General features: G+C 31.9%; 24 protein-coding genes and 1 rRNA gene. 9 read left to right on the plus strand and 16 right to left on the minus strand.

Translation table 11 applies throughout. From position 1 onward, the window contains the following. Positions 1 to 21: 21 nt before the first annotated feature. Both rrf and BM227_RS00675 read left to right on the plus strand, forming a co-directional pair. Positions 22 to 137: ribosomal RNA gene (gene rrf, locus BM227_RS00670) — 5S ribosomal RNA — on the plus strand. Between the two features lie 485 nt (positions 138 to 622). Continuing rightward, a complete protein-coding gene (locus tag BM227_RS00675; RefSeq protein WP_092909965.1) occupies positions 623 to 2,197 on the plus strand; it encodes a DUF3373 family protein in 1,575 nt (524 codons plus the stop codon). 53 nt (positions 2,198 to 2,250) lie between these two features. Here BM227_RS00675 and BM227_RS00680 read toward each other — a convergent pair whose 3' ends face one another. From BM227_RS00680 to BM227_RS00690, 3 genes are read right to left on the minus strand one after another with little or no spacing between them, the layout of a single operon-like run. Beyond that, on the minus strand, positions 2,251 to 3,276 hold the full coding sequence (locus tag BM227_RS00680; protein ID WP_092909967.1) for an Mrp/NBP35 family ATP-binding protein: 1,026 nt from the start codon (positions 3,274 to 3,276) through the stop codon (positions 2,251 to 2,253). Beyond that, entirely contained in the window at positions 3,269 to 3,646 is a 378-nt protein-coding gene (locus tag BM227_RS00685) for a hypothetical protein (protein ID WP_092909970.1), read from the minus strand. Before BM227_RS00685 ends, BM227_RS00680 begins: the two co-directional genes overlap by 8 nt. Beyond that, positions 3,643 to 4,215, minus strand: a complete 573-nt coding sequence (locus BM227_RS00690; protein ID WP_092909973.1) for a hypothetical protein — start codon at positions 4,213 to 4,215, stop codon at positions 3,643 to 3,645. Before BM227_RS00690 ends, BM227_RS00685 begins: the two co-directional genes overlap by 4 nt. 333 nt (positions 4,216 to 4,548) lie before the next feature. Between BM227_RS00690 and BM227_RS00695 the strand changes: the two genes are divergently transcribed. From BM227_RS00695 to BM227_RS00725, 7 genes are all read left to right on the plus strand, one after another. Beyond that, a complete protein-coding gene (locus BM227_RS00695) occupies positions 4,549 to 5,628 on the plus strand; it encodes a sulfurtransferase (protein ID WP_092909976.1) in 1,080 nt (359 codons plus the stop codon). Between the two features lie 13 nt (positions 5,629 to 5,641). Beyond that, the gene (locus tag BM227_RS00700) at positions 5,642 to 8,545 is read left to right on the plus strand and encodes a molybdopterin-dependent oxidoreductase (protein WP_245756989.1); all 2,904 of its coding nucleotides are present in this window, start codon (positions 5,642 to 5,644) and stop codon (positions 8,543 to 8,545) included. A gap of 14 nt (positions 8,546 to 8,559) precedes the next feature. Next, positions 8,560 to 9,660: a 4Fe-4S dicluster domain-containing protein gene (locus tag BM227_RS00705; protein ID WP_092909978.1), complete on the plus strand. Its 1,101-nt coding sequence runs from the start codon at positions 8,560 to 8,562 to the stop codon at positions 9,658 to 9,660. Beyond that, positions 9,653 to 10,849, plus strand: a complete 1,197-nt coding sequence (locus tag BM227_RS00710) for an ethylbenzene dehydrogenase-related protein (protein ID WP_092909980.1) — start codon at positions 9,653 to 9,655, stop codon at positions 10,847 to 10,849. Before BM227_RS00705 ends, BM227_RS00710 begins: the two co-directional genes overlap by 8 nt. Then, a complete protein-coding gene (locus BM227_RS00715; protein ID WP_092909983.1) occupies positions 10,849 to 11,256 on the plus strand; it encodes a hypothetical protein in 408 nt (135 codons plus the stop codon). Before BM227_RS00710 ends, BM227_RS00715 begins: the two co-directional genes overlap by 1 nt. A gap of 120 nt (positions 11,257 to 11,376) precedes the next feature. Next, entirely contained in the window at positions 11,377 to 11,952 is a 576-nt protein-coding gene (locus BM227_RS00720; RefSeq protein WP_092909985.1) for a TorD/DmsD family molecular chaperone, read from the plus strand. Further along, a complete protein-coding gene (locus BM227_RS00725) occupies positions 11,945 to 13,024 on the plus strand; it encodes a 4Fe-4S binding protein (protein ID WP_092909990.1) in 1,080 nt (359 codons plus the stop codon). Before BM227_RS00720 ends, BM227_RS00725 begins: the two co-directional genes overlap by 8 nt. 11 nt (positions 13,025 to 13,035) lie before the next feature. On the opposite strand, the gene BM227_RS00730 is transcribed toward BM227_RS00725, so the two are convergent. The 13 genes from BM227_RS00730 to rfbG are packed head-to-tail and all read right to left on the minus strand — an operon-like array spanning position 13,036 to position 26,633. Beyond that, positions 13,036 to 14,103, minus strand: coding sequence for a DUF354 domain-containing protein (locus tag BM227_RS00730; RefSeq protein WP_092909992.1), 1,068 nt, complete (start codon positions 14,101 to 14,103; stop codon positions 13,036 to 13,038). Then, the gene (gene asnB, locus BM227_RS00735; RefSeq protein WP_092909995.1) at positions 14,100 to 15,845 is read right to left on the minus strand and encodes an asparagine synthase (glutamine-hydrolyzing); all 1,746 of its coding nucleotides are present in this window, start codon (positions 15,843 to 15,845) and stop codon (positions 14,100 to 14,102) included. The genes BM227_RS00730 and asnB overlap by 4 nt, the downstream gene beginning before the upstream one ends. After that, positions 15,845 to 16,819: a radical SAM/SPASM domain-containing protein gene (locus tag BM227_RS00740; RefSeq protein WP_092909997.1), complete on the minus strand. Its 975-nt coding sequence runs from the start codon at positions 16,817 to 16,819 to the stop codon at positions 15,845 to 15,847. Before BM227_RS00740 ends, asnB begins: the two co-directional genes overlap by 1 nt. Next, the gene (locus BM227_RS00745; protein WP_092909999.1) at positions 16,812 to 17,897 is read right to left on the minus strand and encodes a methyltransferase domain-containing protein; all 1,086 of its coding nucleotides are present in this window, start codon (positions 17,895 to 17,897) and stop codon (positions 16,812 to 16,814) included. The genes BM227_RS00740 and BM227_RS00745 overlap by 8 nt, the downstream gene beginning before the upstream one ends. Next, positions 17,891 to 19,024 carry a glycosyltransferase gene (locus BM227_RS00750; protein ID WP_092910002.1) on the minus strand — a complete coding sequence of 378 codons (1,134 nt, stop codon included), beginning with the start codon at positions 19,022 to 19,024 and terminating at the stop codon, positions 17,891 to 17,893. Before BM227_RS00750 ends, BM227_RS00745 begins: the two co-directional genes overlap by 7 nt. A 6-nt stretch (positions 19,025 to 19,030) precedes the next feature. Then, positions 19,031 to 20,011, minus strand: a complete 981-nt coding sequence (locus BM227_RS00755) for a radical SAM protein (RefSeq protein ID WP_092910005.1) — start codon at positions 20,009 to 20,011, stop codon at positions 19,031 to 19,033. 9 nt (positions 20,012 to 20,020) lie between these two features. Next, entirely contained in the window at positions 20,021 to 21,013 is a 993-nt protein-coding gene (locus BM227_RS00760; RefSeq protein ID WP_092910008.1) for a radical SAM protein, read from the minus strand. Then, positions 21,010 to 21,765 carry a class I SAM-dependent methyltransferase gene (locus tag BM227_RS00765; RefSeq protein ID WP_092910011.1) on the minus strand — a complete coding sequence of 252 codons (756 nt, stop codon included), beginning with the start codon at positions 21,763 to 21,765 and terminating at the stop codon, positions 21,010 to 21,012. Before BM227_RS00765 ends, BM227_RS00760 begins: the two co-directional genes overlap by 4 nt. Then, the gene (locus BM227_RS00770; RefSeq protein ID WP_092910014.1) at positions 21,749 to 22,780 is read right to left on the minus strand and encodes a glycosyltransferase family 2 protein; all 1,032 of its coding nucleotides are present in this window, start codon (positions 22,778 to 22,780) and stop codon (positions 21,749 to 21,751) included. The genes BM227_RS00765 and BM227_RS00770 overlap by 17 nt, the downstream gene beginning before the upstream one ends. Next, entirely contained in the window at positions 22,767 to 24,101 is a 1,335-nt protein-coding gene (gene rfbH / locus BM227_RS00775) for a lipopolysaccharide biosynthesis protein RfbH (RefSeq protein WP_092910017.1), read from the minus strand. The genes BM227_RS00770 and rfbH overlap by 14 nt, the downstream gene beginning before the upstream one ends. Beyond that, complete coding sequence (locus BM227_RS00780; protein WP_092910020.1) at positions 24,101 to 24,988, minus strand: NAD-dependent epimerase/dehydratase family protein; 888 nt, start codon at positions 24,986 to 24,988, stop codon at positions 24,101 to 24,103. Before BM227_RS00780 ends, rfbH begins: the two co-directional genes overlap by 1 nt. Next, positions 24,985 to 25,539 (minus strand): dTDP-4-dehydrorhamnose 3,5-epimerase family protein, encoded by a 555-nt coding sequence (locus tag BM227_RS00785; protein ID WP_092910022.1) that lies wholly within the window; start codon positions 25,537 to 25,539, stop codon positions 24,985 to 24,987. The genes BM227_RS00780 and BM227_RS00785 overlap by 4 nt, the downstream gene beginning before the upstream one ends. Further along, entirely contained in the window at positions 25,536 to 26,633 is a 1,098-nt protein-coding gene (rfbG, locus tag BM227_RS00790) for a CDP-glucose 4,6-dehydratase (RefSeq protein ID WP_092910298.1), read from the minus strand. Before rfbG ends, BM227_RS00785 begins: the two co-directional genes overlap by 4 nt. Positions 26,634 to 26,637: the final 4 nt, after the last annotated feature.

Genomic DNA, 26,637 nt, shown 5'->3' on the forward strand with positions numbered 1-26,637 from the left:
GGTTGTCTTACCCCTCTTTGTCTCGGTGCCTATAGCGAGGGGGTCATACCCGGTCCCATCCCGAACCCGGAAGTCAAGCCCCTCTGCGCTGATAATACTGCTCCCTTCGGGAGTGGGAAGGTAGGTCGGTGCCGGGCTGGAGGTTTCTTTCTTCTTACGTTTTTATCTCCTAATAAATCTTTTTGATTCTTTAATTAATTTTATTCTTCCTGATTATTTTATACCGTTCTATTCTTTAGTTTCGTGAATTTTATTTTACTTCTAAGTACCTGTTTAAAAGTAATCCCAATTAATAGCGAGACTCTTGTGCTTGCACTCTCTGTGAGAAAGTCTCGACCCCTTATTCGGGGATGGGACTTCAGTTCCAAAAATTAAGTGGTGTTTCTATTGGTTTGATACTTAAATATAATAAAATTTATCAATATAATAAATAACTTTGATAAAAAATAGTATTCTTATAAATATATAATATAATCTATAATATATAGATATAAGTTAAAACTATTGAACTATCTTTCAGCAAAATAAGACTCCTTTAAACGTAATCCATCTATAATTAGTGCTAATGCAGGACTGTCAGGACTGTAGGATGGTAAAAACCATTACATATCAAGGAGTAAATATGAAAAAGTTGATCTCAGTATCTGTAGCTGCAGCAGTTGCTGCATCAGTTAGTTTTGCATCATCTACAGATGATCTAAGAGCAGAGCTTGAGGCTCTTAAAAAAGAGGTTGCCGCACTTAAAAAGCAAACAAAAGGCTTAAAAGCTAAAAAACTTAAAAAGCAGATCAGTGAACTTAAGTCTGCTGCACTTAATGATAATATTAAGTGGAATGTTGATTTTAGAACTGCATATGATGTAATTGGATATAAATATTCTGATGGTTCATCTGATTGGAATCAAATAATGACAAATAGACTTTGGTTAGGTATGGGTTATGCACCTACAAGCAATATTACCTTCAAGGGCTTATTGAGTTACTATAAGCAGTACGGTCAATCTACTTCACAGGCTATGAATGCTTTTAACTATTTTGACTGGGTTGTAAATGAAACACCTAATCCAAGTGGAGAACTTAGAGTAAAAGAGGCTTATTGGTTATATTTTGGAGATGATTTCTTTGGTGTAGATATTCCTTGGACAGCAAGTATAGGTCGTCGTCCAGCAACAGATGGTCTTCTTGTTAACTTTAGAGATGATCAAAATGCTAAATCTCCAATTGGACATATCATAAATACAGAATTTGATGGTGCAAGTTTTAAGTTTGACTTGAGTAATGTTACAAATGTTTCAGGTATGTATTTTAAAATTTGTCTTGGTCGTGGTATGACAAATGCAAATATTCGTTATGCTGGTATTCAGCCTAATATTACTCAGTCTACAGGATTATTTGGTGGAAGTGGACAATTCTTGATTACTAATATGACAGGTTCAGAATATACTAAAGTTGATGGATATGAATCTACTGATTTATTTGGATTTATTTTTGTTCCTTATGATGATGGTCAATATTCTGTTCATACAACAGCATTTAAAGCACTCAATCTTCCTGGTATGAAGATTAATGATATGGCTGATACAAATGGAGATGGTATTCCAGATGCATATTTAGCTGATTTTAAACAAGTAGGTGATTTATATGGAGCAGCTATAAGTTTTCTTGCACAAGGAATAGGTGATGGAATAAGTGATATGCTTGATGATACAAACTTCTTTGTCAGTTTGGCTGCAAGTAAAACAGATCCAGATGGAAATAATCAAATGCTTGGTATGACTATGATGACACCTACTGGCCCTATGGTACTTGGTGCAGCTCCAGGAGAATCTAAAACAGGTACTTCTTGGTATACAGGTATAAATTGGCCTTGTCAACTAATAGATGATGCACGTGTTGGTGTAGAGTACAATCACGGTAGTCAATACTGGAGAAGTTTTACATATGCTGAAGATACATTAGCAGGAAGCAAGCTTGCTGCACGTGGTGATGCATATGAGATTTGGTTCAATAAAGAGTTGATTGGTAAAATTTTAACAGCGCAAGTTCGTTATACATATATTGACTATAAATATACGGGTAGCAATGGATTTTTTGCTGATGGTGGAACACCACTTACAATTGATCAAGCAGAAGCTATGGGTATGACAACTGTTGATAAAGCCCAAGATATTCGATTCTATCTGCGCTATCGCTACTAATTAAAAATATTCTCGATCTCCCTTTCTGCGCCCTTTTGGGGCGCAACTTTCTACTATAAAATCTGTTTTAGAAGATTGTCTACTATATTTTTGTAGTAACCTTTTTGTAGTTTGTCTCCCATTGCTACAGGTGGAGTACCGTTATCTGAAAATTCTCTAATCTGCATATCTAAAGGGATTTTTCCAAGGAATGGTATGTCATATCTTTTTGCTGTCTCTTCGCCACCGCCTTTTCCAAAAATGTCATATCGTTTTTTAGTATCTGGGGCTATGAAGAAGCTCATATTTTCTACCAACCCTCCGATTGGTACATTTATATCTTTAAACATCATAATAGCCCGGCTTACATCATCTAGTGCTACAGGTTGTGGTGTTGTAACTATAACTCCGGCAGTTATTGGCAGTTCTTGAGCCATAGTAAGTTGAATGTCACCTGTTCCTGGAGGCATATCTATAACTAAAAAGTCCAGTTCTCCCCAGTCAACATCTTCAAGGAATTGGATCAATGCACTTACAGCTACTGAACTTCTCCATACAAGCGGTGTATCTGAAGATGGAGTTGTTAAACCTACACTCATTATTTTGATACCAAAGTTTTCACTTGGAACAATTTTATTGTTATCGTTCCATTTTAGTTTTTCATCTGCAACTTGTGTCATTCTTGGTACATTTGGACCATAGACATCTGCATCTAAAAGACCAACTTTAAATCCTTTTTGAGCTAAAGCAACAGACAGGTTAACTGAAACTGTACTTTTACCTACTCCACCTTTTCCGCTTGTTACGGCAATAACACGTTTTGCATATGGTGCACGGTTATTTGGATTGGCAGTATTTCCATAGTTCATAGATTTTTTTTGTGTTAATGCTTTTCTTTTAACCTCTACTTCTCCATTAAACAGATCGTTTAGGCGCGATTCCAGTATGTTATAGGCTTCATCATTTTGCATTGATAGCGTAATAACAGGTTTTTCATCTTCAACTTTTACATCTTCAACTATTTTTAGATCAATAATAGATTTATCAAGTCCTGGGTATTGAACTTTTTGAAGTTCATTTAAAATATCTTCTCTACTCATACGGATTACTCCTCATCTCTCTTTGTAAAAGCATAATTGTCGAACGTGCTTTTTGTATCCATTGTTGAATAAGCGGAGCAGCAGTTGGAAAGTTTTGTGCTAAATCATTATATATTTTTGTTCTCTCTTGTAACAGCTGCATAAATCCTTGCATCATTTGAGATTTCATATTATTCTCATGTGCATGGTGCATAATCTGTTTTAAAAGAGCCATTCTATCTTTTAAAGGTAGTTCAAGACCAAGTAATTTTCCAACTTTTACAATATCTGCATTGGTAACATATACACCCGAATAGAAGAGAGCCATCAAATGTCGCTCTACACCTTCATAAGCCGGTGGCAAAACATTTTCATTATGTTTACGACTCATGCTTCTCTCCTTTTATTTAAATTTGCTTCAGCTGCTTTAGCAACATTTTCATCTACATCTTTTTTTAGACGTTCTAGAAGATCTAATGGTGCAGATGGATTTTCAGCAACACGCATACGAACCATTTTATCTGAATCATCAGCAAGAGTTTTTAAAATTTTTGCCGGTGTGTTTGGATTTCCTGAGAGACCATCACGTACAATTTTTTCATCACTAAAAAGTGTTTGAAGTATGTGTGATGGTGTATTTGGATTGGTTGCTACAAGAGCACGTACAAGATTAACTTCATCTTTTGCAAGTTTTTCCAATATATGTATAGGTGTATGCGGATTTTTTGCAACTGCCCAGCGACTACCCATATCTTCAACTTCTGATAGTTTTATCAGAAGCTCTTCCATTATGGGACTTTTCTCTTTCTCTCTTTCATAAACTGATGTTCTAAGACTCAGGTTCATAGCAACCTGACCTACAACTTGCATATCATTACAAAATGTTTCAAATATTGTTTTGACCTCTTCAAGAGGAAGTGTTTTGTCTTCTAGTTTTTCTATTGCCTGTTCTTTATTCATCTCTCTACACTCTTTTCTTTATTTGATTTCAATTTATGGTATCAAAAAGGTCTGTACTAGTCAATTATATGCATATTTTAGGTAGTTAATAGAATAGATTCAAGGTATTAATAATAATATTTTTTTATCTCTTCAAAAAAAATTCTCAGACTCATCATAAAAACTGCACAATGTGTAGAAATAGATAAATTTTTTGTTAATGAAATGTAATTAAAGGAAAATTATTCTTCATTTCAGGCTTGACTAAGAAAGACACTCATACAATGTAGATGTATCGGAAATCCCGAAAAAATGGTGCATTAAGCACTAAAAACTTAAATATAAGGAGTGGTAATGAAGCAGTGGCTTAAGACACTTTGCTTTGCGGGTCTCTTTTCTGCTACCGCATTAATGGCAGCAGATAAGATTACTATTCAACCCGAAGAAGCTATAAAGCTAATTGGCAAACCCGGTTACGTTTTTGTAAGCGGTGACAGTGAAACGGCGTTTGAAGGTGGACACATTAAAGGTTCACGCAACATGTATGCCCACCATCTGCATCATGCGGATATTATGGGAAATCTACATTGCGAACCTTTGTATCAATGTCCTGAACATGCGGAGCACTACATAAGTAGTAAAGGAATCAAAAATAGCGACACAATTATTGCGTATGATAACTGGAGGGGACCAAACGCAACTGGTGTTTACAGTTTCTTTAAATCTTTTGGGCATGAAAAAGTTTATGTACTTGATGGAGGACAAGACGGTATAAAAGCTCTTGATCCAAATCAGCAAATCTACAATAAATTAAAAGCTGAAAAAAGAAAATTGAAAAAAGCTTACAAGAAAGCTAAAAAAGCAGGTGACAAAGCTAAAATGGCTGAGCTAAAAGCAAAACAGAAAGAGATAAAAGCTCAGATGAAACAAGTTGAGAAAAAACTTCTTGTTCAAAGAGGTAAGGAGAAACACTTTAAGCATACTCATTATAAAATTGATCGTAACAAAATGAAACCTGAAATGCTTGCTACTACCGAAGAGGTGTACAAAGCTATGCAGGATATTTTGAAAAATGGTGATAAGAGTAAATATGTCATTATCGATACAAGAGGTATGACAGAGATAATTGGTGAGCGTAAGATGGATAATGTTGCACGTGGCGGGCATATTCCAGGTTCAAAGTTTATTGAGTGGAAAAAGGTTACTGACTTTGATCGCAAAAAGAGCTTCCGCAAAAAAGAGGAGTTAAAAAAGATGTTTGAAAAATATGGAGTAACTCCAGACAAGACAATTTATGCCTATTGTCAAGTAGGTGCTGGGCGTGGCTCTGAAATTATTACGGCGCTCGAGTTACTTGGTTATAAAAATGTAAAAGTCTATTCAGGTGCGTGGGATACCTGGGGCAATAACATGAATCTACCGATTCGACGCTAAGGGAGAGTGAACTATGATGCAAGAAGCACAAAATATTAAAAGACGAGATTTTCTTAAATTTTCAGGTGTGACGGCAGCACTTGTAGCGTCACAGGGTAGTCTGTTTGCAAAAACCGGTGTTATTAAGGTTGAAAACGGCAAAGAGGATTATCCAAATACGACTTACACTGAAGAGATGTATCGTAATGAGTTTGATTTTACACGTGGTAAAAAGGAAGATACAGGATTTGCTTACCACTGTGTCAACTGTCAGGGTAACTGTGCTTGGGAGGTATGGTCGCATAATGGTATTGTTACTCGTGAAAATCAATCAGCACGATACCCTTCAATAAATGCAAAGATTCCAGACTTTAACCCACGCGGATGTAACAAAGGTGTTCAACACTCTCAAATAATGTATGAAAAAGATCGCATTCTTTACCCTATGAAGCGTGTTGGTGAACGTGGTGAGGGTAAATGGAAACGAATAAGCTGGGATGAAGCTGCTACTGAAGTTGCAGAAAAAATCTTTGATGTAATGACTGATCCTAATCGTGGACCTGATAAGTTGATGGTACACGCTGGTACAGGGCTTTTAACTGAAGGTAGACGTGGTGCACCTTTGAGATTTTCAACACAGCTTGGTGCAGTTCGTATCTATCCTGCATCTTATCTTGGCGATATGTTCTCTGGTGCGGCGATTGCTTATGGTGAGGGTAACGTCGGTGGAACATATGACTTTATGTACAATGTTGATACATCGATTTTCTGGGGCGGTAACCCATCAGTTTCTCGTATTCCTGATGCCCACTTTGTATGGGAAGGTAAATATAACGGTGCTAAAGTCATTATTATCACACCTGAGTTTAATGCATCTGCAAAGTCTGCTGACCTTTGGATTCCTATTAAACCAGGAAGTGATAATATTTTAGCAATGAGTGTTATAAATGTTATTTTAAATGAGAAGCTTTATAAACCAGGTTTTATGAAGATTTTTACAGACCTTCCATTCCTTGTGCGTCTTGATAACCAAAAACTTTTAAGACGTTCAGATGTTGAGCATGCTAAGAATGCTGAAGAAGAGGAGAAGTTTGAAGAAGAGTTTTATGCAATGAATGCAAAAACCGGAAAGCCAGTTTTAATGCCTGGTACAGAAGGAAGCGAGCATAAAACACTTAGACTTGAAGAGTTTGGCATAGATCCAGAGCTTGAAGGTGTTTGGACAGTCAAAACAAAAGATGGTGATGTAAAAGTTACAACTGTCTTTGAAATGTTGAAAAAGTCTTCAGCAGAGTTTACACCTGAAAAGACACAAAAAATTACCGGTGTTCATCCTGATATAGTTCGTGAACTTGCTCATGATATTGCAAAACCTAAAGTTGTAACAATTACGACAGGATTCTCTCTTAACAAATATTTCAACGGAATGATGACGATTTGGAATATCGCATCAATCTGTGGTTTAACAGGACGTATGGGACCATACGGTGGTCTGAATACAGAAAATGAGTTTAGTCTCAGCGGTCTTGGCGCACTAAGCGGCTTTAGCGGCAAATATAAACCTAGATTTGGTTCAGGGTTTGTCGGCGAATTTGTCTTTGGTGATGGAATGAAAACATTTGATCAATACTTCAGTGATGAAGATGTTCGCCGTGCACAAAATGGAATGAGTAAAAAAGATTATATGGAGATTGTCCAAAAGCTTCTTAAAGAGGGTGAAAACAATAAAGGAAATCTTGAGTCACACCACGGAAATGTTGTTAAGCCTTGGTGGCAGCCTGATACAGCTATTATTGTGGCTGATTCTAAGTTCCGTCGTAATAAAGGTAGCCAGTATCGTGAAGCATTCTTGAAAAAGACCAAATTCTTCTGTTATGTAGATTTCCGTATGTCTGAAGCGGCTGTGTATGCAGATATTCTGCTTCCTGCAAAATCGCATTATGAGGTTTATGACCTTCGTACAAGTCCGGGGTACCACCGCTTTACAAACCTTGCTCAACCGATTGCAAATATGAAGCCGGTTGGAGAAGCAATGGATGAGTGGAGTATGTTTGCATTGATTGCTAAAAAGCTTGAAGAGGTTGCAAACAGACCAGAAAACAAGGCAAAAGCAAAAGTGCCTGATAGCAAGAAGTATGCTCGTGAAGGGTATCGTGATCTTGCTAACTTCTATAAAGAGTACACTAACACAGATGAAGAGTCTGAAGCAGCAGCAGAGCCATATCTTGGTACTGACAAGTTGGCTGTTCAAGCAGCACTTGAGAAGTGTGAACAGTATGAGCCGTGGACAATGGAGAAGATGTACAAAGCAGGTGGATTCCTTCAGCTTAATGAAAAAGCAGGTAAGATGTCTCCACTTTATGCTGACAGACCTTACTTTACGTTTGAAAACCACCTTTACAAGTTTGAGCGTATGGAAACAGTTAGTGGACGACAGACATTCTATGTTGATCATCCAATGTTCATTAAACTTGGTGCTGCAACTAACACAGGAATGGAAGGAATCCGTCCTCAAGGTGAGAAATATCCATTCGTTCTAATGACACCACACGCAAGATGGTCAATTCATAGTAACTACAAGCAAAGCCGTATTCTTCAGCGTTTGCAACGCGGTGTGCCATATGTACAGGTAAACAGGCTGGTTGCTGAGAAGAAGGGTATTAAAGATGGTGATACGATTCGCATATTTAACTCATTAGGTGAGTTTTATGCAATGGCAAAAGTTTCAAGCTCTTGTCCGCCAGATGGTCTTGTAATGGAGCATGGTTGGGAACCTTATATGTATAAATTTAAAAAAGGTCACAATGAGGTTGTTCCAACTGCATTGAACCTACTTGAAATGGCAGATGGTTGGGGTCACTTGAAATTTGGTGGTCTTTGGGATGGTAACCAGTATGCATATGATGGTGCTATCGATTTTGAAAAAGCAAATGTGTAAGGTAGGAGAGTAGTATGTCTAAAAGACAATTAGCAATGGTAATGGATTTGAACAAATGTATCGGATGCCAAACTTGTACTGTTGCATGTAAAACTCAGTGGACCAACCGAAATGGCCGTGAGTACATGTATTGGAACAATGTTGAAACATACCCTGGAACTGGGTATCCGAAAAATTGGATGGAGCTTGGCGGTGGATTTGACGCTGCCGGAGATCTTCAAGCTGGAGTTGTACCAAATATTGAAGCAGATTATGGTGTGCCTTGGGATTATAACCATGATGAACTGCAATTTGGTGAACAGCTTAAGCCTAATGTAGATCCGACTTGGGGACCAAACTGGGATGAAGATGAAGGTGCTGGTAACTTTCCAAGTGACAACTATTTCTTCTACATTCCACGGATATGTAACCACTGTACAAATCCTGGATGTTTGAGTGCTTGTCCTCGTGATGCGATTTTCAAAAGGGATCAAGATGGTGTTGTTTTAGTTGACCTTGATCGATGTCAGGGGTACCGATACTGTATTGCTGGGTGTCCATATAAAAAGATTTACTTTAACCCGAAAATCAGTAAGTCTGAGAAGTGTATTTTATGCTTCCCACGTATTGAGAAAGGACTTCCACCAGCATGTGCACAACAGTGTGTTGGACGTATACGTTTTGTTGGATTCCTTGATGATGAAGAGGGACAAGTGCATAAACTTGTTCACAAATATAAAGTGGCTCTTCCACTTCGCAGTGATTACGGTACTCAGCCAAATGTCTACTATGTTCCACCGACAGAAGCACCTCCGAAGTTTGATGCTGAAGGTCGTGTAATAGAGGGAAGTAACCGTATTCCTATTGAAGAGCTTGAAAAGCTTTTTGGCAAAGAAGTTCATCAAGCAATAAAAACTATTAAAGAAGAGAAAGAGAAGCGTAAAAAGACAGGTGAAAGTGAGTTGATGGATATTTTGATTGCTTATCAGCATTCAGAAATGTTCAGACTAGATCAAAACTATTATCAAAGTATTGCTAAGAAGCAAGGTCTCTCTCTTGCACCAATTGATAATCGCTATATGCAAGGTAAATTGACCTCGAACAAATATAAGTTTAAGGTGGTGGAATATGAATAAGCTTACAACAGCACTACTGGCTACTTCGCTTGTCGCTTCAGCGGCACTTGCTGAAGGTGCGGTATTGGCTCAAAAAACAGATGGTGATGTGACAAAATTAACACCGACATCAAGTGCATGGGAGTATGTCAAAGGAACTACAATTCATCTTTACCCTCAGACAACGGTTACGATGAATGATAAAAAAGCTAATGAGATCAATAAAAATGCAAAAGCTAAAGAGGCTCGTGTAAAAGCTATTTATGATGGTAAAAATATTGCATTTTTACTTGAGTGGCCTGATGGAACAAAAAGTGTTCAGCAGGGTTATAGATCAGATGTATATGGAGATGGGTTTGCTGTTCAGCTTCCTGTTAACTACAAAGATCCAAAAAAATTGCCATACATAGGTATGGGTAGTGAAGGAAGACCGGTTGTCATTCATCTTCAAAAAGCTGTTCAGCCAATTTATGAGCCAAATGGCAATGGAAATGTTGGCGATCAGCAAAATATTTTGAGTAAAAACAAGTTTGGTAAAGATATTGAAGCTTATAACGAAAAAGTTTCTAAACTTGCTGTGAAAGATTATCAGCGCTCTTTCATTTCAGAGGGTTTCCGATCTATGACAGAAATTAAAGATGGAAGTGAAAAGTTCAGTGCTGATATGAGTTATGGAAATAATACCTGGAAAGGTACAGTAATTCGCCCTTTAAAAGATTCATATCTTAATTTAAAAGGGAGCTTTCCTGTTGCATTTGCAGCATGGGATGGTTCAAAACTTAACCGTGACGGATTGAAACTTCTTTCAAGTTGGATTCCTGTGAAGCTTGTAGGACAAAGCGGTGGAGACAAACTTGTTTCAGAATTAACTGCACCTGTAAAAGGTGATGCCCAAAATGGTAAAAATCTTGTTATGCAAAATGGATGTATGGGATGTCATTACATTCCAGGTATGAGTGCTCCTGGATATATGGCTCCAGGACTTGCAAATATAGGTGGTTATGCTACAGCAGCTTATTTGCGTGAATCTATAGTTGATCCAAATGCTGTAGTAGTACCTGGGTACAATCGCAATGCACATCCAAATACACCTTGGTATAATGAAGTAGATGGTAAACGTCAATCTACAATGCCTCCATATCCGCTTGATGATAAAAGTCTTGATGATATGGTTGCATATTTAAAAACCCTCAAATCGGAGGTGAAATAATGAAAAAGTTTGCTGCATTAGCACTTTGTATGATGTTGGCTGTTGCTGCGTCTGCTAGTAGTGAAGGGTTTGAAAAGAAGGGATTTTTAACAACCAAATGGTGTGTTGAAAATGATATGTTTAAAGATTGCCGTCTTGAAACTGTTGTTTGTGGTTATGGAGGTTGTAATCAAAACTGGGAATTTGGTGATCCTATAAAAGAGGAGATGGTTCTTTATGTTCATGATGACGGAAAATATTATAAAGTTGATCTTGGACATGTAGAACGAAGTGAACTTGATGAGGCTATGAATAGAAATGAAGTAACATTGATTGGATCTTATGATGCAAAAAACAATGTTATTCACGTAAAAGAGTTTAAAGCCCCACCTCCACCGAAAAAATCTTTTTTTAAGGGTTGTCTATAAGATTTTCGCCTTTTGGCGAAAATCGATGATGGATGTTGAATGATGGATTTTAGATTAAATTCACTATTGAGTGTCCATTTTCTGCTATTATTTGCTACTAATTATTTCGAGGAATTTTAAATGGATGATAAAACAAGACTCTATATTTATGCCTTTTTGTCACGTGTTTTTACAGAAGAGTTGGATGACAAGGCACTAAATGATTTGTATGAAAATGAAGCTTTGCTTGAAACAATTGGGGAAGAGACGCTTAAATGGTTTAAAACCAATGATTTGGAATATTTAAAAGAGCAGCTTAACATTGATTATAACTCACTATTTGGAATCAATAATCATCCTATTGAATCTGCTGTTATGGATAGCAAAAATGAGATTTTAGTAGGGTTGCAAAATCCTGTAATGCAGTTTTATTTTAGTCATGGGTATGATCTTAATCTAGAAAATTCTAAGCTTTATGTGCCTGATCATGCAGGAATAGAGTTTGGTTTTATGCAGAGTATGATTAGTCAAAATGACAAGTTTACACAAGCAGAGTTTTTGCAAAAACATCTATTGAACTGGATTGTACCTTTTTTAGTAGCTGTAAAACCAATGGCAGATACACCTTTTTATAGAGATTTATGTGACTTTATCATTGAATTTCTTATGTCAGATTATTCTGCGCTTATTGATGAGGTAGGAGTGATTCATGCGTAGTGAAAGTTTGACACAAGGTGATCTGTTTAAGTTTGACTATTTCAAATGTTTGAGATCTGAGTTTGCAAAAAATGAGTGTAGTATTTGTATAGATTTATGTCCTGAAGGGGCTATGGTATTTGATCGTGGTAAATTGACTCTTGATGCAAATGCGTGTACAGCATGTTCTGCTTGTATTGGCAGTTGTCCTACTGAAGCTTTGATGAGTGAAACATTTGATCCTAACCATTTTTCATTAAACTTTTCAAAGCAGTCTGAATCGCTTATATCTTGTAAAGAGAATGTACCTTGTATTGCATCACTATCTGTAGAACACCTTATATCTATAGCTTTGCGTAAAGAAGGTGAAGTTGTTTGTGATCTTTCACACTGTTTAGAATGCAGTGTGAATAAAGATAATAAAATTATAGAGATAATTAACTCTATGATAGATGAAGCCCAGAAGTTTTTACAAATTTGTGGAAGTGAAAAAGAGATCAAGGTACAAACAGAAGAGCTTGAAGAGAGTCTGGAAGTTGGTAGAAGAGGGCTTTTTAAGAAGTTAATTGGTGTAGCAAAAGAGGTAAATGAAGAAGTCTCTATGACTGAATTAATGAACAGCAGTGAAGAGAAACAGCCGTTAAAACGAATACTTCTAAAGAATGCTCTTAAATTGCAGGCTGAGAAATTTCCTGAAAATTCAGAGTTAGATGTTAACTTCTCTTTTGTTAAAGCCAAGAAGATTGATGCTGAAACTTGTACCAATTGTCAAGAGTGTGCAATGTTCTGCCCAACAGAAGCTCTTTCACTTCTTCAGGACAATACAGGAATAATTTTTCAGATGGGCAAATGCATATCTTGCTCTATTTGTGATGATATATGTCAACCAGGCTCCATAAAAAGCGATAGTAGATTTGACCTAGTAGAGTTTTCATTTGACAGAATGCAACTGCTTGTTAAACATAATTTAGAGATTTGTGAAGAGTGTAAGGTAGCATTTCCTTATCATGGAGGAGAAAAAGTGTGTGCACGTTGTAAAGATTTCCGCACAAATCATGCAGACCTATTTACCTTGGCTAAAGATTTGGAGTAGCTCATTTAATTTTATAATATATTTTTTATGATATTGTCTATATTAACACTTGTTTCTTTTAAAATATTGCAATTAGGAATTAACTTTTTATGAAAAGCTAATTCTACATAATTCATTAATTCATTTTCATCATTTGTCCAAACCATAAGGTTATTATCTATTTGCCATTTATCATAGTGGCTTATGAAACTCCTGGTTGAGATGGTAGGCGTACCAAGAAAACAGCTCTCTGTATTTATAGTGCCACCACCACCAATAAAGAGATCAACATCTTTCAAAAGATGTTGTAAAAATATTTTTTCTTCTATTACGTAGGCAAAAGGGAACTCTTTTTTTAAGTATTCACTTTCGTATCTTGGAATTAGAATTATATTTGCATCAAATTTTTTATATATTTTAGGCAGTGCTTCATAAAGAAAAGGGTATTTTTTATTAACATAACAGGCTTTATACTCCTCTTCTCTTACTAAAATAGTAAATTTATTTCTATCAATTCCATATTTTTTATATAATTTATTTACATACTCGTTATTAAACTCAAAATTATCAAGCCAAATAAGAGGATCTATAAAACTATATTCAACGATCTGCTCTTTATCTAGTCCAAATCTTAAAATTACCTCATCAGGAACTACAAAAGGCTTAAACATTTTAGTTGCAAGTGGAATGGTAAGTCTTGCTTGTGGAAGAGCTTTTTTAAAGTTTGTCTTATGGTCACTTAATGGAATATCATAAAAATTATACACTGGAATTCCAAGCCCAAAAGCAACTCTTACAGCATCAACAGAAGATAGACATACAAGCTTTGAGATGTTTTGATGTGAAATATAATCTAAGAATTGAAATTGTCTTGATATTGAGGCATGAAGTTTATCTTTTAACTCGCCTCCACCAAAACTACCTATGCTATGATATTTAAATCTATAAAGGTCAAGAAGTTCAGTAGTTTCTTTGTAACCTTCTCCACCTCTTGTTGTAATTAATACATTACATTTTTTTTGGATCTCTTTTATTATAGGAGAGAAGAATAGAACAGATTTAGGGGTTACCAAGTCAAACCATATGGTATTTTTCTTCATAAATAGACCTTATTAAACCATTTTGCAAATAAAAATAGTTGCCATATATGCTGCTTAAACCTTTTCTCTTTTGCCTCATTAAATAAAAATTTAACAAATTCTTCATTAAAAATATTTATCTCTTTATTAACTATCAAAATTGTATCTAAAATTTCTTTATCATACTCATCATAAAGCCATTCAATGAAAGGTGAACTAAATCCCTTTTTTTGTCTATAAACTATCTTTTGTGGAAGATATTTAATTGCTATCTGTTTTAATAAACTTTTATTTGTATCTCCTTTTTTTAACTCATCATCAATTTGAAACATATATTCAACTAATCTAAAGTCTAAAAAAGGTGCTCGAATCTCAAGTGAATTTGCCATGCTGGCTCTATCTATTTTTGTCATTAAAACTTCAGCTATCCATATTTTAAAGTCAATGTAACTTACCCATTTAACAGGAGTATAGTTAGTCAAAAACTCTTTTATAAAAAATTTTTCACTATAGTTTTTTAATAGAAGTTTTTTCTGTTTTTCTGTAAATGTTTCACCTGAAGTTTGATATATCGGAAGGTTATTTAATCTTCTGTAGTTATATTCCCAATCTTTTGTTAGGTTAAATTCAGACTCTTTTGGTGTTGAGGCATAATAAGAGAACATTTTAAAGTAGTTATCATACCCTAAAAAGTTCTCATCTGCTCCCTCCCCACTAAGTGCAACTTTTATGCCATTTTTATGGATAGCTTGACTTAAAATATATGTTGGAATAGTAGCACTGTCGCCAAATGGTTCATCTGTTGCTTCTAAGATCTTGTCGATAGTTTCTAAAAAGTCTCTTTTAGATATAACTATCTCATTATGATTTGAGTTTATATGTTTTGCTACTATTTTTGCATAATCTAATTCACTGTAATGCAGGTATTCATCATACCCAATGCTGAAGGTGTCTATTTTACCTACTATTTTTGCATAAAGTGCTGATATAAATGAAGAGTCAACCCCTCCAGAAAGAAGAGATGCCACTTTTACATCAGAGACTAGCCTATATTTTAAAGATGAGATGAGAAGATCTTCAATATCAGATAAACTTTTGTTTTTATCAAAATATTTTGTTTCTATTTTATCTATATCGTAATACTTTTTTATTTTTAAATTATTATCTAAAATAAGATAGTGTCCAGCTTGAAGTTTTTTTATATCTTTATAAAATGTATTTTGATGTATTGGTGTCATAAAAGAGAGATACTCATAAAATGCTTCATTATTCATACTTGGTGTTTTGTCTAAACAACTTAAAATAGCTTTTATCTCACTACCAAATATAAATTTGCCATTTTTGTAGTAGTAATAGAATGGCTTTTTGCCAAATCTGTCTCTGGCACAAAAAAATCTTCGTTTTTTCTTGTCATAAATACAAAAACTAAACATTCCATTAATAAGTTTTAAAAAATCTACATCATATTTCTGATAAAGTCTAATTAAAACTTCAGTATCACTTTTTGTAACTACCTTTAAATTATGCTCTTTTATAAGCTCTTTGTAGTTATAGATTTCACCATTGAATACAATTATGATTTCATCAAACTCCATAGGTTGGTTTGCTTCTGCATCTAGGTCAATGATTGAAAGTCTAGTATGTCCAAAACAATTATTCTTATAGATTAAAATATCTTGATTATCTGGACCTCTAGAAAATAATTTATTTACAGCTTTATTAAAGTATTTTAAAAAAAAATTTGTCCCAACTATACCACACATTACTGTAGTCCTGCTTGTTTTCCCCAAGGAAATTCAATCTTATGGGCACATAGCATTCCACAAGGTTGACACTTTTTATTTTCAACTGTTTTTATAACATTTAAAGCTTTTTTTGATGTCAACAAATTATCTAAATTACCATCAAAGTCATTTAAATTTCCCATATTTAAAAAATCTAAACAATCATTACAAGGATATACATTTCCATATGGATCAATTACAATGGCTTTTTTCCCCATATAACAATTAAAATAGGGAACGCTATTTTCATAAATAGATTTTGCCCATAACCAATTAGGTTTTCTCCTATCATTTAGCCAATTAGCTTTATATAAAAGTTCCTCAATAAATTGTAACTCTTCTTTAGAATAAGTTATTTGTTTATTTAAATTATTTAATAAGTTTGCATTTCTTGCATAACCTATAAAATATTCTATTTGATTTTTTTTAGCAAAATCTATAAACCAAAGAATATCATTATAATTTTGTTTATAAACAATCATAGTAACTCTTAAATTTATTCCAAATGGTTTTAGCAATTCAATTGTTTCTAGAACTTTTTCATATCCATTCTTAACTAGTCTGATTTTTTCATAATTCTCTTTTTTTCCATCAAGAGAAATATCAATTCTAAAATTCTCTTTTTTTATATATTTTAAACATTCTTTAGTAACTTCATAATGTTTTTGGGGATACCATCCACTAATATTTGTATGAATAAAAGCATTTGGTTTATTTTTTGCAATAATTTTAACAACATCAATATATTTTGGGCTGAGTTGAGACTCTCCTGCAGTTAAATCAAAATAGTTAGTATGTTGGATAGCTTTTGCAGAAAATATTTTTTCAAAAATATTTATATCTAGTTCATCTTTTATGATCTCTTTTTTATCATATTGCCATATATTACAGTTTACACATTTTCCTGGACAATATAAGCTTACCATATAGTTAATATCTTCTATTTTATACATGAAAAATCCCACTGTAAGGTTTTAAAATATTAACATTAGAAAGATTTTTTGCCATTTTTTCTTGAATTTTTCTATTTGAACTACAAAGTATGATTAAGTCATTACTATTATACTCTTTAATTTTTGGAAGATTTAAAATAGTATCTTTTTTAACAAAATCATCCATAAAATATAGTTCTTTTTTTTCTAGTAAATTTTTAAAGCGATTGTATATCCATAAATAGTAGTTACCTACACCATAAAAGATTACTCTTTTATACTTATTTAATTCCATAGTAATATTATCTATGCTTTTTTGAAACTCTTTAAACTGATTAATAATATCCTCTTTATTATTTTTTTTATAATTTAAATTTCCTTGTTTAGAAAATATTGTATACAAAAATGGATTATCACAAAACTTTTCCAATCTTAAATTTGAAACTGAAGAGGTTAATGTATTTAAATAAAAATAGTTAACATGATCAGGTGTAAAATCTTCTATTTTATTGTTAAGAGAGTTTAAAAGGTTTGGAACTTCTATATATATTTTTCCATCATCTTTTAATACTTTTTTTACATCTTCTAAAAAGTTTTTTGGATATTTTATATGTTCTAATGTATGTCTTAAAATAATTAAGTCAAACTTTACACAAAAAAGATCGGCAGAGAAGAAGTTTTGTATAGTTAAAACTTTTAAATCTTGAAATTTAGTTGGCTCACAACCTAAAACATTAATTTTTTGAAACTTCTCTTTTAATAAATATAATAAATCTCCTCTATTAGATCCTATTTCCAAAACATTGTAATCAATTTCATCTTTAATAAACTCTTCTATAAACTCTAAAGCTTTTTGTGAGTAAAAGTCTCTTTTTGGAAAATTGTATTGTCTATTTATATCATATGAGCTATACAGCTTTTCTACCTTTTTGTCATACTCATCTGTATAAGCTGAATTTTGAAATACAAATCCACAATTATTACAAAATGAAATCTCTAAATCAATAACTTCATTTTTTAAAAATATCCCAAAAGGCATATTTTTATTAATATATACCTTTTTAAGATTTACAGCTTTGCATAAAGGACACTCTAGCACTTAAATAACTCCATCCACTTATTTATAATCTTCTCTTTTTGTAACTCTTGTTCTATAATCTTTTTCCCAAATAAAATTGAAGATTTTTGAAGAGAAATATCTTGTAAAACTTCATTTGCTTTTATTGCTAACGATTTTGGATTTTTATCTGTTAAATGAATAGCAAGTTCATTTGCACCACATTTAAAATTATATGTAACTATTGGAACTTCCAATATAATTGATTCAATAAAAACAGCAGGTAGCCCTTCAAATAATGATGTAGAAAGATAAAGAGAGGCCCTTTTCAAATATTTATATGGATTATCTTTTTGATTTAAAAAAATTACTTCATCGGTTAAATTATAAAATTCAACTTCTTTAATAATATCTTTTTTTAAACTACCATCTCCTATAAGTAATAATTTATGTTTAATTTCAAATTCTTTTTTTAAGATATAGTAAGTTTTTAAAAGATCTTTTTGATTTTTTTGTCTATTAAAATGTCCTATATTTATTAGAAAAGGTTCTTTTATTTCTATTTGATCTTTTGCCTTCAGTTGGATCTTTTTAATATCAAAAAGATTGTAAATATAAATACATTGTTTAATGTTATAGTTTTTTTTTAACTCATTGGATAAACATTTAGATACTGTATGGACATGTTTTACATATTTTCTCATTAAAAAAGGAAGAACTCTTTTGTACATAAAGTCAGGAAGTAAATGTATTAAAGTACCATTATACATATCATCCCAATTATTCCTTACAGATGCAATTATGCAAATATTTTTTCTAAAAGTGGCCAAAATTGCAATTAATACAAAATAATCATCTATTGCTAAAATTTTGTCAAATTTCTTTTGTTCTATTAATCTTCTTGTTGAGTAAATTCTTATAAAAAGGTTTAAAAAACCAAAAAAAATAGCAAATGGTTTTAATGTTAACTTATTTTTTAAAATCCAAGAAGGAATTTTTAAAGATTGAACAAATGTAATATCACCTTTATGAGGTAGAGAAACACTTTTTTTAAATAGTAAAAATTCTCTTTGTAAATTTTCTGGAAAAGATATTTCTAAATCACTTAAACGGTTATCTACACCTCCTGCAAATCTATCTAAAGAGTGAAATAAAATACCTATTTTCATTTTAACTTATAACCCTGTCCCTTTACCCCAAGGAAATTCTATTTTATGGGCACAAAGAAGATCACACGGTTGACATTTTTTTTGTTTGATATTATCAAGAACTTTTAATGCTTTTTTGTCATTTAAAAGTCTATCTAAATTACCATTATAATCTTTAATATTACCCATATAAAGCATTTTGTTAAGTCTTTTTTCTTGTCCTCCACCACAAGGATAAACATTACCATATGGATCAATTAATAAAGATCTACTACCCATCATACATTTAAATTCTGGAATATTGCCTAGATAAACTGATTTTGCCCATAACCAGTTTACATAATGTTTTGAGTCCATAAATCCAATCTCATATAAACTAGTTTCTATCTCATCTATTTCTTGATTTGTATAATATTTTACTTTCCCTTTATTATTAAAATTATCACTTTCTACAAAAAAACCAATATACCATCCAACCCCTTTTTCATGGCACATTTCAACAAACTTTTTTATAGATTTATAGTTTTGTTTATATACTATCATTACAAATGTTGGTTTTAATCCCAGTTTTAAAAGCTCTTTAGTTGTGTTCATAGCTTTTTCCCAACCATCTTTTGTAAGTCTTACTCTTTCATAATCTTCTTTTATTCCATCTACTGATATATCAATTCTAAATCTATCTTTATCAAAAAGTTCTAGTCCTTTTTGTGCAACTTCAATAGTTCTTTTTGTATGCCAACCACTTGTATTTGAATGTATATATGATTTTGGTTTATATTTAGCAATTAACTCTAATACAGGAATAAATTTATTACTAAGCTGTGATTCTCCACCTGTTAATGAAAAATAAAATGTATCTTTTAATACTTTGCTTTGTAAAATTTTTTCAAATAACTCTATACTTGTTTCATTTTCTATATGTGGATCTTCTTGATAGATGTTACAGTTTAAGCATTTTCCAGGACAAAATCTGCTTATTGGATATACTAAATCATCAATCTTATACATCAAATATCTCTAATATGGACAGTTATTACATAAAAATATATCTTCATCATATATATGCTTACTCCTGAAACTTTTCATTTTTTCTGAATTATATATATTATTAAATTCTTCTTTTTTTAAGTTTCCAAAAATTATTGGATTTGTAACTTGATGACAACATTGGATTATATCTAAATTTGAAGTAATATATATGTTTGAAAATCCCCAAGCACAAAATCCTTTTAATTTTCTTGGATACCAAATAGTCAAGCTAAAATTATACTTTTTATCATAATTTTTTACTATAAATTCCCAGTCAATTAGTTTGTTTTTTTCAATAAATTTTTTAAATTCTATATATTTTTCTGTTTTTGGAAAATAGTTATTGCTTGTTGCCTGAATACTCAAATGATCTACTCCAGATATTTGACAGAACTGATAGATATTTTTAATATCTTTATAATTTTTGTAATTTACAGTAAAATTAATATTTATTTTGCATTTTAGCTTATTGTTTATAGCTTCAATGATAGTATCAAATAGTTTATCTGGTTTAACCCCTTTTCGTATCTCTGTTAATGTCTTTTGATCTATAGCATCTACAGAAAAATTGACTTCATCAGCATATTTTAAAATATCCTTATTAAAAAGAGAACTATTATTATAAACTTCTACATAAAACCCTTGTTCTTTTGCAAATTTTACCATTTCAATATAGTTTTTATTTAAAAAAGGTTCTCCTAATCCTGATAAACAAATATTTTTTACACTTTTAGGTAGTTTTGATAAAATAAGTCTAAATTCATCAAAAGTTAAATCTTTTCTTTTTGTAGGTTCTATTTCATCAATAGGACACATAATGCAGTTGAAGTTACATCTATTAGTAGGCTCTATTTGAACTCTTGTAATACCTTGCTGTAAATGGTTTTGTAAAAAACTTTTTTTTATTTTTTCATAGTTTTCTTTATTTTCTATATTGTGCCATTTTTTATAATTTTGTTGAACTTCATCATAATTATTCATATTTTTCTCGCTATGACTAAATAATTTGGACAAAACTTTTTGTGTTGAAATAGATCTAAGATTAAACCTAAAATATTATTTAAAAAAAATAATAATAATAGTGGAATTAAAAAAACAGTATTTCTTAAGAATTTTAGTTGTATGTTTTTATTCCATATTTGCCATAAAAAGCTATTCCATATAGATACAAGAGTAGTACCAATATATCCTAGATAGTGAAATTCCATAATTCTAAAATTGTGTTTTTCTAAAATGTACTTTAAACCATATTCAGAAAATCTAAAGTAATCATTTGGTTCTGAATGTATATGATATATAAAAGGCACTGAAATAACAAAAGTTCCATCTTTTTTTAAAACTCTATGGACTTCACTTAATGCTTGTTCATAATCATCAATATGTTCTAAAACTTGATTTAACAAAACTGTATCGGCATAATTATTGTCAAATGGTAACTTTTTTATATCAGCTTCTATTTGATGTTCATTTTGTTTATATGCTACTGCCTGAGTCTCTTTTTTATCAACACTTATATATTTATCTACTTTTATATATCTTTTATAAGGGGAATTACCGCTACCAATATCTAAACATATTCCATTTATATATTTTTTAGAAGCTTTTTTCATATATTTTTTTAAATAGTACCAATTTAAAAAATTCATATTCCATAAAGAAACATTTGGAGCATAAATATCTAAAGTTATAATAGGAATAATTTTATAAGAGATAAACTCAATTATTTGTTTCATCAAATACCTTTATATATTCTTTAATATATTCATTTCTTATTTCATTCCAATTTTTTTCCATTTCTTTTAGCCTACTTTTTTTAAATAAAGTTTTATTTGTTTTGTATATAGAGTATCTTTTATCTGTTTCGTTATCAAAAAAAGGATAAAACAGTCCATTATTTAAGTTTTTAAAATGATCTATCCAATATTCATCATTAAAATTAATTAAATTAAATACTGCATCTTTATCCATTAAAAATTTAAAACATGAACAAATATAACTTTTTACATTTTTTATGAATATTTCATCGCAATATTTCTCTTTATAGTTATTTTTAAGCTCTATATAGAGCTTATAACCATCAAAAACATGTTTTTCATTAACATTATGATTTGATTGAAAATTATTTAAAGTATACACTCCAACAATATCATTTAATATCATAATTTTTTTGTTAAAAGCTATATTAAATATAGTCAAATAGTCAGCATTACGTAATTTTGTATCAAACTTTACTTTTAAAGCCTCAGTTCTATTAAAAATTATTGTAAACCAGCTAAAGTTATCTAGTCCAAATTTATGTATTTTTAAAAATTCTTTACCAGTACCCAAAAAATTTGAATCTCTATAAAAAGACTTTATTTTATTTGTAAAAGTATTTACTATATTATATCCAGCACCAATCCAAACTAAATTTTCTTTTTCAATATACTCCATTGATTTTTTAATATAATTAAAATCTATAAAAAAATCATCATCAGATAATATTAATACATATTCAGACTTACAGTAGTGTTCTAATGCATAATTATAATTTCCATAAATACCTAAATTTTGAGTATTTCTAAAATAATATACATTATTATATTTTGAACTCAATATTGACCCAATCTTTTGAGTATTGTCGGTAGAACAATTATCTGAGATAATAATTTTCATATTATTATAGTTTTGTTGTAAGATATTTTCAACTACACTATTTAGCAAATATCCTCTATTATATGTAGGAATTAAAATATCAATGCTTTTCATTAATAAACTCTCTAATTTTTGTGACCATATAATCAATCGCCTCACTACTCATACCAGGATAAACCCCAACCCAAAAGCTGTCATTCATAATTTTATCTGTATTTGGTAAGTTACCTATAACTCTATAATCTTTATCTTTTTCTAGACTCTCAAACATTGGATGTCTTAGCATATTTCCAGCAAAGAGATTTCTTGTTTGAATATTATTGTTTTCAAGATATTCAGCAAGTTCATTTCTACTAAACTTAACTCCATCTTTCAGAGTAATCATAAATCCAAACCAACTAGGATCACTGTTTGGTTGTGGTTCTAATAGAATAAACTCTTCAATATCTTTTAATCCATCATAAAGCTTTTGAAAGTTCTCTTTTCTCTTTTGAACAAATTGTGGAAATTTCTCAAGTTGAGCTACGCCGACAGCTGCTTGCATATCAGTGGGCTTAAGATTAAAACCGAAGTGGCTATAGACATATTTATGATCATACCCTTTAGGAAGAGAGCCAAACTGTTGTGTAAAACGGTGTCCGCAAGTATTATCTACACCACTTTCACACCAACAATCTCTTCCCCAATCTCTCATTGAAAGAAGTATCTTTTTAAGAAGAGGATTATCAGTATAAACGGCACCACCTTCTCCCATTGTCATATGGTGTGGCGGATAAAAGCTACTTGTTCCTATATCTCCCCAAGTTCCTGTAAGTTTTCCTTCATAGGTTGACCCAAGAGCATCACAATTATCTTCTATAAGCCAAAGGTTATGTTTGTCACAAAACTCTTTTACAGCTTTTATGTTAAAAGGATTCCCCAAAGTATGAGCTATCATTACAGCTTTTGTTTTTGAGCTTACAGCTTTTTCTAACTGAGTGGTATCAATATTAAAATGTTTTAGCTCCATATCTACAAAGACAGGTACTGCACCATACTGAACAATTGGAGCTACTGTGGTAGGAAAGCCTGCCGCTACGGTTATAACTTCATCACCTCTTTTTACACGTCTGCTTCCAAGTAAAGGTGAAGTTAAAGCATAAAAGGCTAAAAGGTTTGCACTACTTCCTGAATTGACTAAAAATGCCCATCTAACACCTAGAAATTGAGCTAATCTTTTTTCAAACTCTTTAGAGTATTTTCCATAGGTAAGCCAAAAATCTAAAGAAGAGTCAACAAGATTCATCATCTCATTTTCATCAAATACTCTACCTGCATAGTTTACTCGGCTTTTTCCTTCTTGAAACTCTTGTGATTGCTGTGGTTTATGTACAAGTTCATAATACTCTTTAGTCTTTTGTAAAATCTCTTGTTTCAGTTGTTCTTGTTTTGTCACTATTTATCTCCAAAAATTGTATTTTTTATAGCCTCTTTTAGAGAGTATTTAGGTTTCCATCCTGGAATTAAAACTCCATTACTCCAAGGGTGCATTACTTCTCGTTCACGATACTCTCTTGCACCCCAGTTTATATTTAATTTATATCCTGTAGCCTCTTCAAAAATTGTTGCTAATTGCTTTAGATTTACTCGTTCATTTGATCTAACTGCAAAGGTTTTATTTTTAAACTCATTTGCAGAGCTTGAGTTTAAATGATTAATTAATATCTCATAAGCACTAACTACATCTTCAATGTAGCTAATATCAATAATCTGTTCACCTTTTGACATATCAAGCGTTTCACCAGACTTTGAAATCTTTTGCCAAAGGTTAAAAATTTTATTTCTTGTATCATTAGGACCAAATGTATCGTTAAGTTTTATTGTTGTGAAGATTATATTTGAAGTCTCAGTATAGTACTTTGCTATTTTTTCAAAAGCCTCTTTGGTTGCAGCGTAAAGATTGACAGGGTTATAATCTTCATCTTGATAGTTTTGCCAAAAAGTCCCTGTATTGATAAACCACTTGACATTAGACAGTTTAGCACACTCCAAAAGTTCTGTACCAAACTTGACGTTTGAGTCAATAAGAGATGGAATATCTTGTGGTTTATGTGAAGCTAAAAAAAGGGATGCTAAATGAATAATGCCATCAAACTTCTCTTTTTGAAAAAACTCTATAAGAGTATTAATATTTCCATTATATCTGAAGATATTTACTCTACTATCTATTTTAGAAAGTTCACTATTTTCTCTTACAATTGCATAAACATCTTGATTTTCTACTAGACTTTTTACAAGATTTTGTCCTATAAATCCAGTAGCACCTGTAACTAAAATTTTCATTGATTATCTCCAAAAACAAAAGGGGAGTCAAACTCATCTAATGTTTTAAAAGAAAGATCTCTATCAGAGACTTTTGGATTATCACACTCCCAATCAAATCCAAATGAATCAAATCTTATACCCTTGTCTGCTTCTGGAGAGTAACAAGTTGTTTGCATATATGTTACGTTTGTATTATTTTGCAAAGATTTAAATCCGTGAGCCAAGCCTTTTGGAATAATTAAAACTTTACCATTATCAGCAGAGAGTTCAATCTTAAAAAACTTCTTATAAGTTGGTGAACCTTTTCTTATATCTAAAACAACATCAACAATTTTTCCAAATGGAACATAAACCAGTTTTATATGATCATATGGAGGTATTTGAAAATGCATACCTCTTATTACATCTTTATGGGAGATAGAGTAGTAACTCTCTTTAATTTCGATCTCTATTTTATGTTCTTTAAAAAAATCATTATTAAATGTTTTGACAAATCTACCTCGTAGATCTTTAAAAATTTTAGGCTCTAAAATTCTTAATCCATCTATTGGTGTATTTACAATATTCATATTTTAGTCCACTCTAACTTTTTTGCTTTTGCATCTTTAATATAGTTATCTAAATTCTCTTTTGTTAATAGTCTTTTTTGTTCATAAAATGCTTTATACCAGTTAGTTGTAATCTCAAATGTTTTTTGACTATCCCAAACATCTTTCCACTTTAGCTTAATATGTGCTTTTGAGCAGTCTAATTTTAGAAGATTTGCTTCGTGTGGATGATCTTCATTGCTATTTAGTTCGTAATCGATCTTTTCCCAGTATTGCTTTATATGCTTGACAACCTCTTCAACAGTAATTGCCCCTTCATCTGATGGTCCGAAGTTCCAACCTTCAGCAAACTCTTTTTTACCTTCTAAGAGTTTTTGTCCAATTTGTAAGTAACCACTTAATGGCTCAAGAACATGTTGCCATGGTCTAGTTGCTTGTGGATTTCTAATTTTGACCTTTTCATTTTTACTGACTGCTACCATTATGTCAGTAATTAATCTATCTTTTGCCCAGTCACCACCACCTATTACATTACCTGCTCTACAACTTGCAAGTAAGGTGTGATGTTTTTTGCCATAATCATTTAGGTTAAAGTAAGAGTTTCTGTAACTTGAAGTTAAAAGTTCTGCACAACCTTTTGATGAACTGTATGGATCGTAACCACCCATTGGATCATTCTCTCTATAACCCCATACCCACTCTCTATTTTCATAGCACTTATCGCTTGTAATATTTACAATAGCTTTTACATTTGCTTTTCTGCAAGCTTCAAAAACTTTCAGTGTACCTATGACATTTGTTTCATATGTCTCAATGGGATCTTCATAAGAGAGTCTGACCAAAGGTTGAGCAGCTAAATGAAAAACTATTTCAGGCTTATACTCATTAAAAACTTTATCTAGTTTTTCTTGATCTCGAATATCACCTATAATTGAGACAATATCTAAATTTAGTAGATCAAAATGGTTTGGGTTTGTTGGTGCTTCTAATGAATAACCTATAACATTAGCACCCATCTGTTTTAACCAGTAAACTAACCAAGAACCTTTAAATCCTGTATGTCCTGTTACTACTACTGTTCTATTTTTATAAATTCCGCCAAATAGTTCTTGCATTACC

The organism is Hydrogenimonas thermophila, from assembly GCF_900115615.1.
GTDB lineage: Bacteria > Campylobacterota > Campylobacteria > Campylobacterales > Hydrogenimonadaceae > Hydrogenimonas > Hydrogenimonas thermophila.

Bases quoted from the DNA above. Each gene is read 5' to 3' on its own strand.
- BM227_RS00730 (WP_092909992.1), bottom strand. From the start codon at position 14,103: ATGAAGAAAAATACCATATGGTTTGACTTGGTAACCCCTAAATCTGTT.
- asnB (WP_092909995.1), bottom strand. From the start codon at position 15,845: ATGTGTGGTATAGTTGGGACAAATTTTTTTTTAAAATACTTTAATAAA.
- BM227_RS00700 (WP_245756989.1), top strand. From the start codon at position 5,642: ATGATGCAAGAAGCACAAAATATTAAAAGACGAGATTTTCTTAAATTT.
- BM227_RS00720 (WP_092909985.1), top strand. From the start codon at position 11,377: ATGGATGATAAAACAAGACTCTATATTTATGCCTTTTTGTCACGTGTT.
- BM227_RS00715 (WP_092909983.1), top strand. From the start codon at position 10,849: ATGAAAAAGTTTGCTGCATTAGCACTTTGTATGATGTTGGCTGTTGCT.
- BM227_RS00725 (WP_092909990.1), top strand. From the start codon at position 11,945: ATGCGTAGTGAAAGTTTGACACAAGGTGATCTGTTTAAGTTTGACTAT.
- BM227_RS00675 (WP_092909965.1), top strand. From the start codon at position 623: ATGAAAAAGTTGATCTCAGTATCTGTAGCTGCAGCAGTTGCTGCATCA.
- BM227_RS00705 (WP_092909978.1), top strand. From the start codon at position 8,560: ATGTCTAAAAGACAATTAGCAATGGTAATGGATTTGAACAAATGTATC.
- BM227_RS00785 (WP_092910022.1), bottom strand. From the start codon at position 25,539: ATGAATATTGTAAATACACCAATAGATGGATTAAGAATTTTAGAGCCT.
- BM227_RS00765 (WP_092910011.1), bottom strand. From the start codon at position 21,765: ATGAAACAAATAATTGAGTTTATCTCTTATAAAATTATTCCTATTATA.
- BM227_RS00740 (WP_092909997.1), bottom strand. From the start codon at position 16,819: ATGTATAAAATAGAAGATATTAACTATATGGTAAGCTTATATTGTCCA.
- BM227_RS00710 (WP_092909980.1), top strand. From the start codon at position 9,653: ATGAATAAGCTTACAACAGCACTACTGGCTACTTCGCTTGTCGCTTCA.
- rfbG (WP_092910298.1), bottom strand. From the start codon at position 26,633: ATGCAAGAACTATTTGGCGGAATTTATAAAAATAGAACAGTAGTAGTA.
- BM227_RS00760 (WP_092910008.1), bottom strand. From the start codon at position 21,013: ATGAATAATTATGATGAAGTTCAACAAAATTATAAAAAATGGCACAAT.
- BM227_RS00780 (WP_092910020.1), bottom strand. From the start codon at position 24,988: ATGAAAATTTTAGTTACAGGTGCTACTGGATTTATAGGACAAAATCTT.
- BM227_RS00690 (WP_092909973.1), bottom strand. From the start codon at position 4,215: ATGAATAAAGAACAGGCAATAGAAAAACTAGAAGACAAAACACTTCCT.
- BM227_RS00695 (WP_092909976.1), top strand. From the start codon at position 4,549: ATGAAGCAGTGGCTTAAGACACTTTGCTTTGCGGGTCTCTTTTCTGCT.
- BM227_RS00750 (WP_092910002.1), bottom strand. From the start codon at position 19,024: ATGAAAATAGGTATTTTATTTCACTCTTTAGATAGATTTGCAGGAGGT.
- BM227_RS00685 (WP_092909970.1), bottom strand. From the start codon at position 3,646: ATGAGTCGTAAACATAATGAAAATGTTTTGCCACCGGCTTATGAAGGT.
- BM227_RS00755 (WP_092910005.1), bottom strand. From the start codon at position 20,011: ATGTATAAGATTGATGATTTAGTATATCCAATAAGCAGATTTTGTCCT.
- BM227_RS00770 (WP_092910014.1), bottom strand. From the start codon at position 22,780: ATGAAAAGCATTGATATTTTAATTCCTACATATAATAGAGGATATTTG.
- BM227_RS00680 (WP_092909967.1), bottom strand. From the start codon at position 3,276: ATGAGTAGAGAAGATATTTTAAATGAACTTCAAAAAGTTCAATACCCA.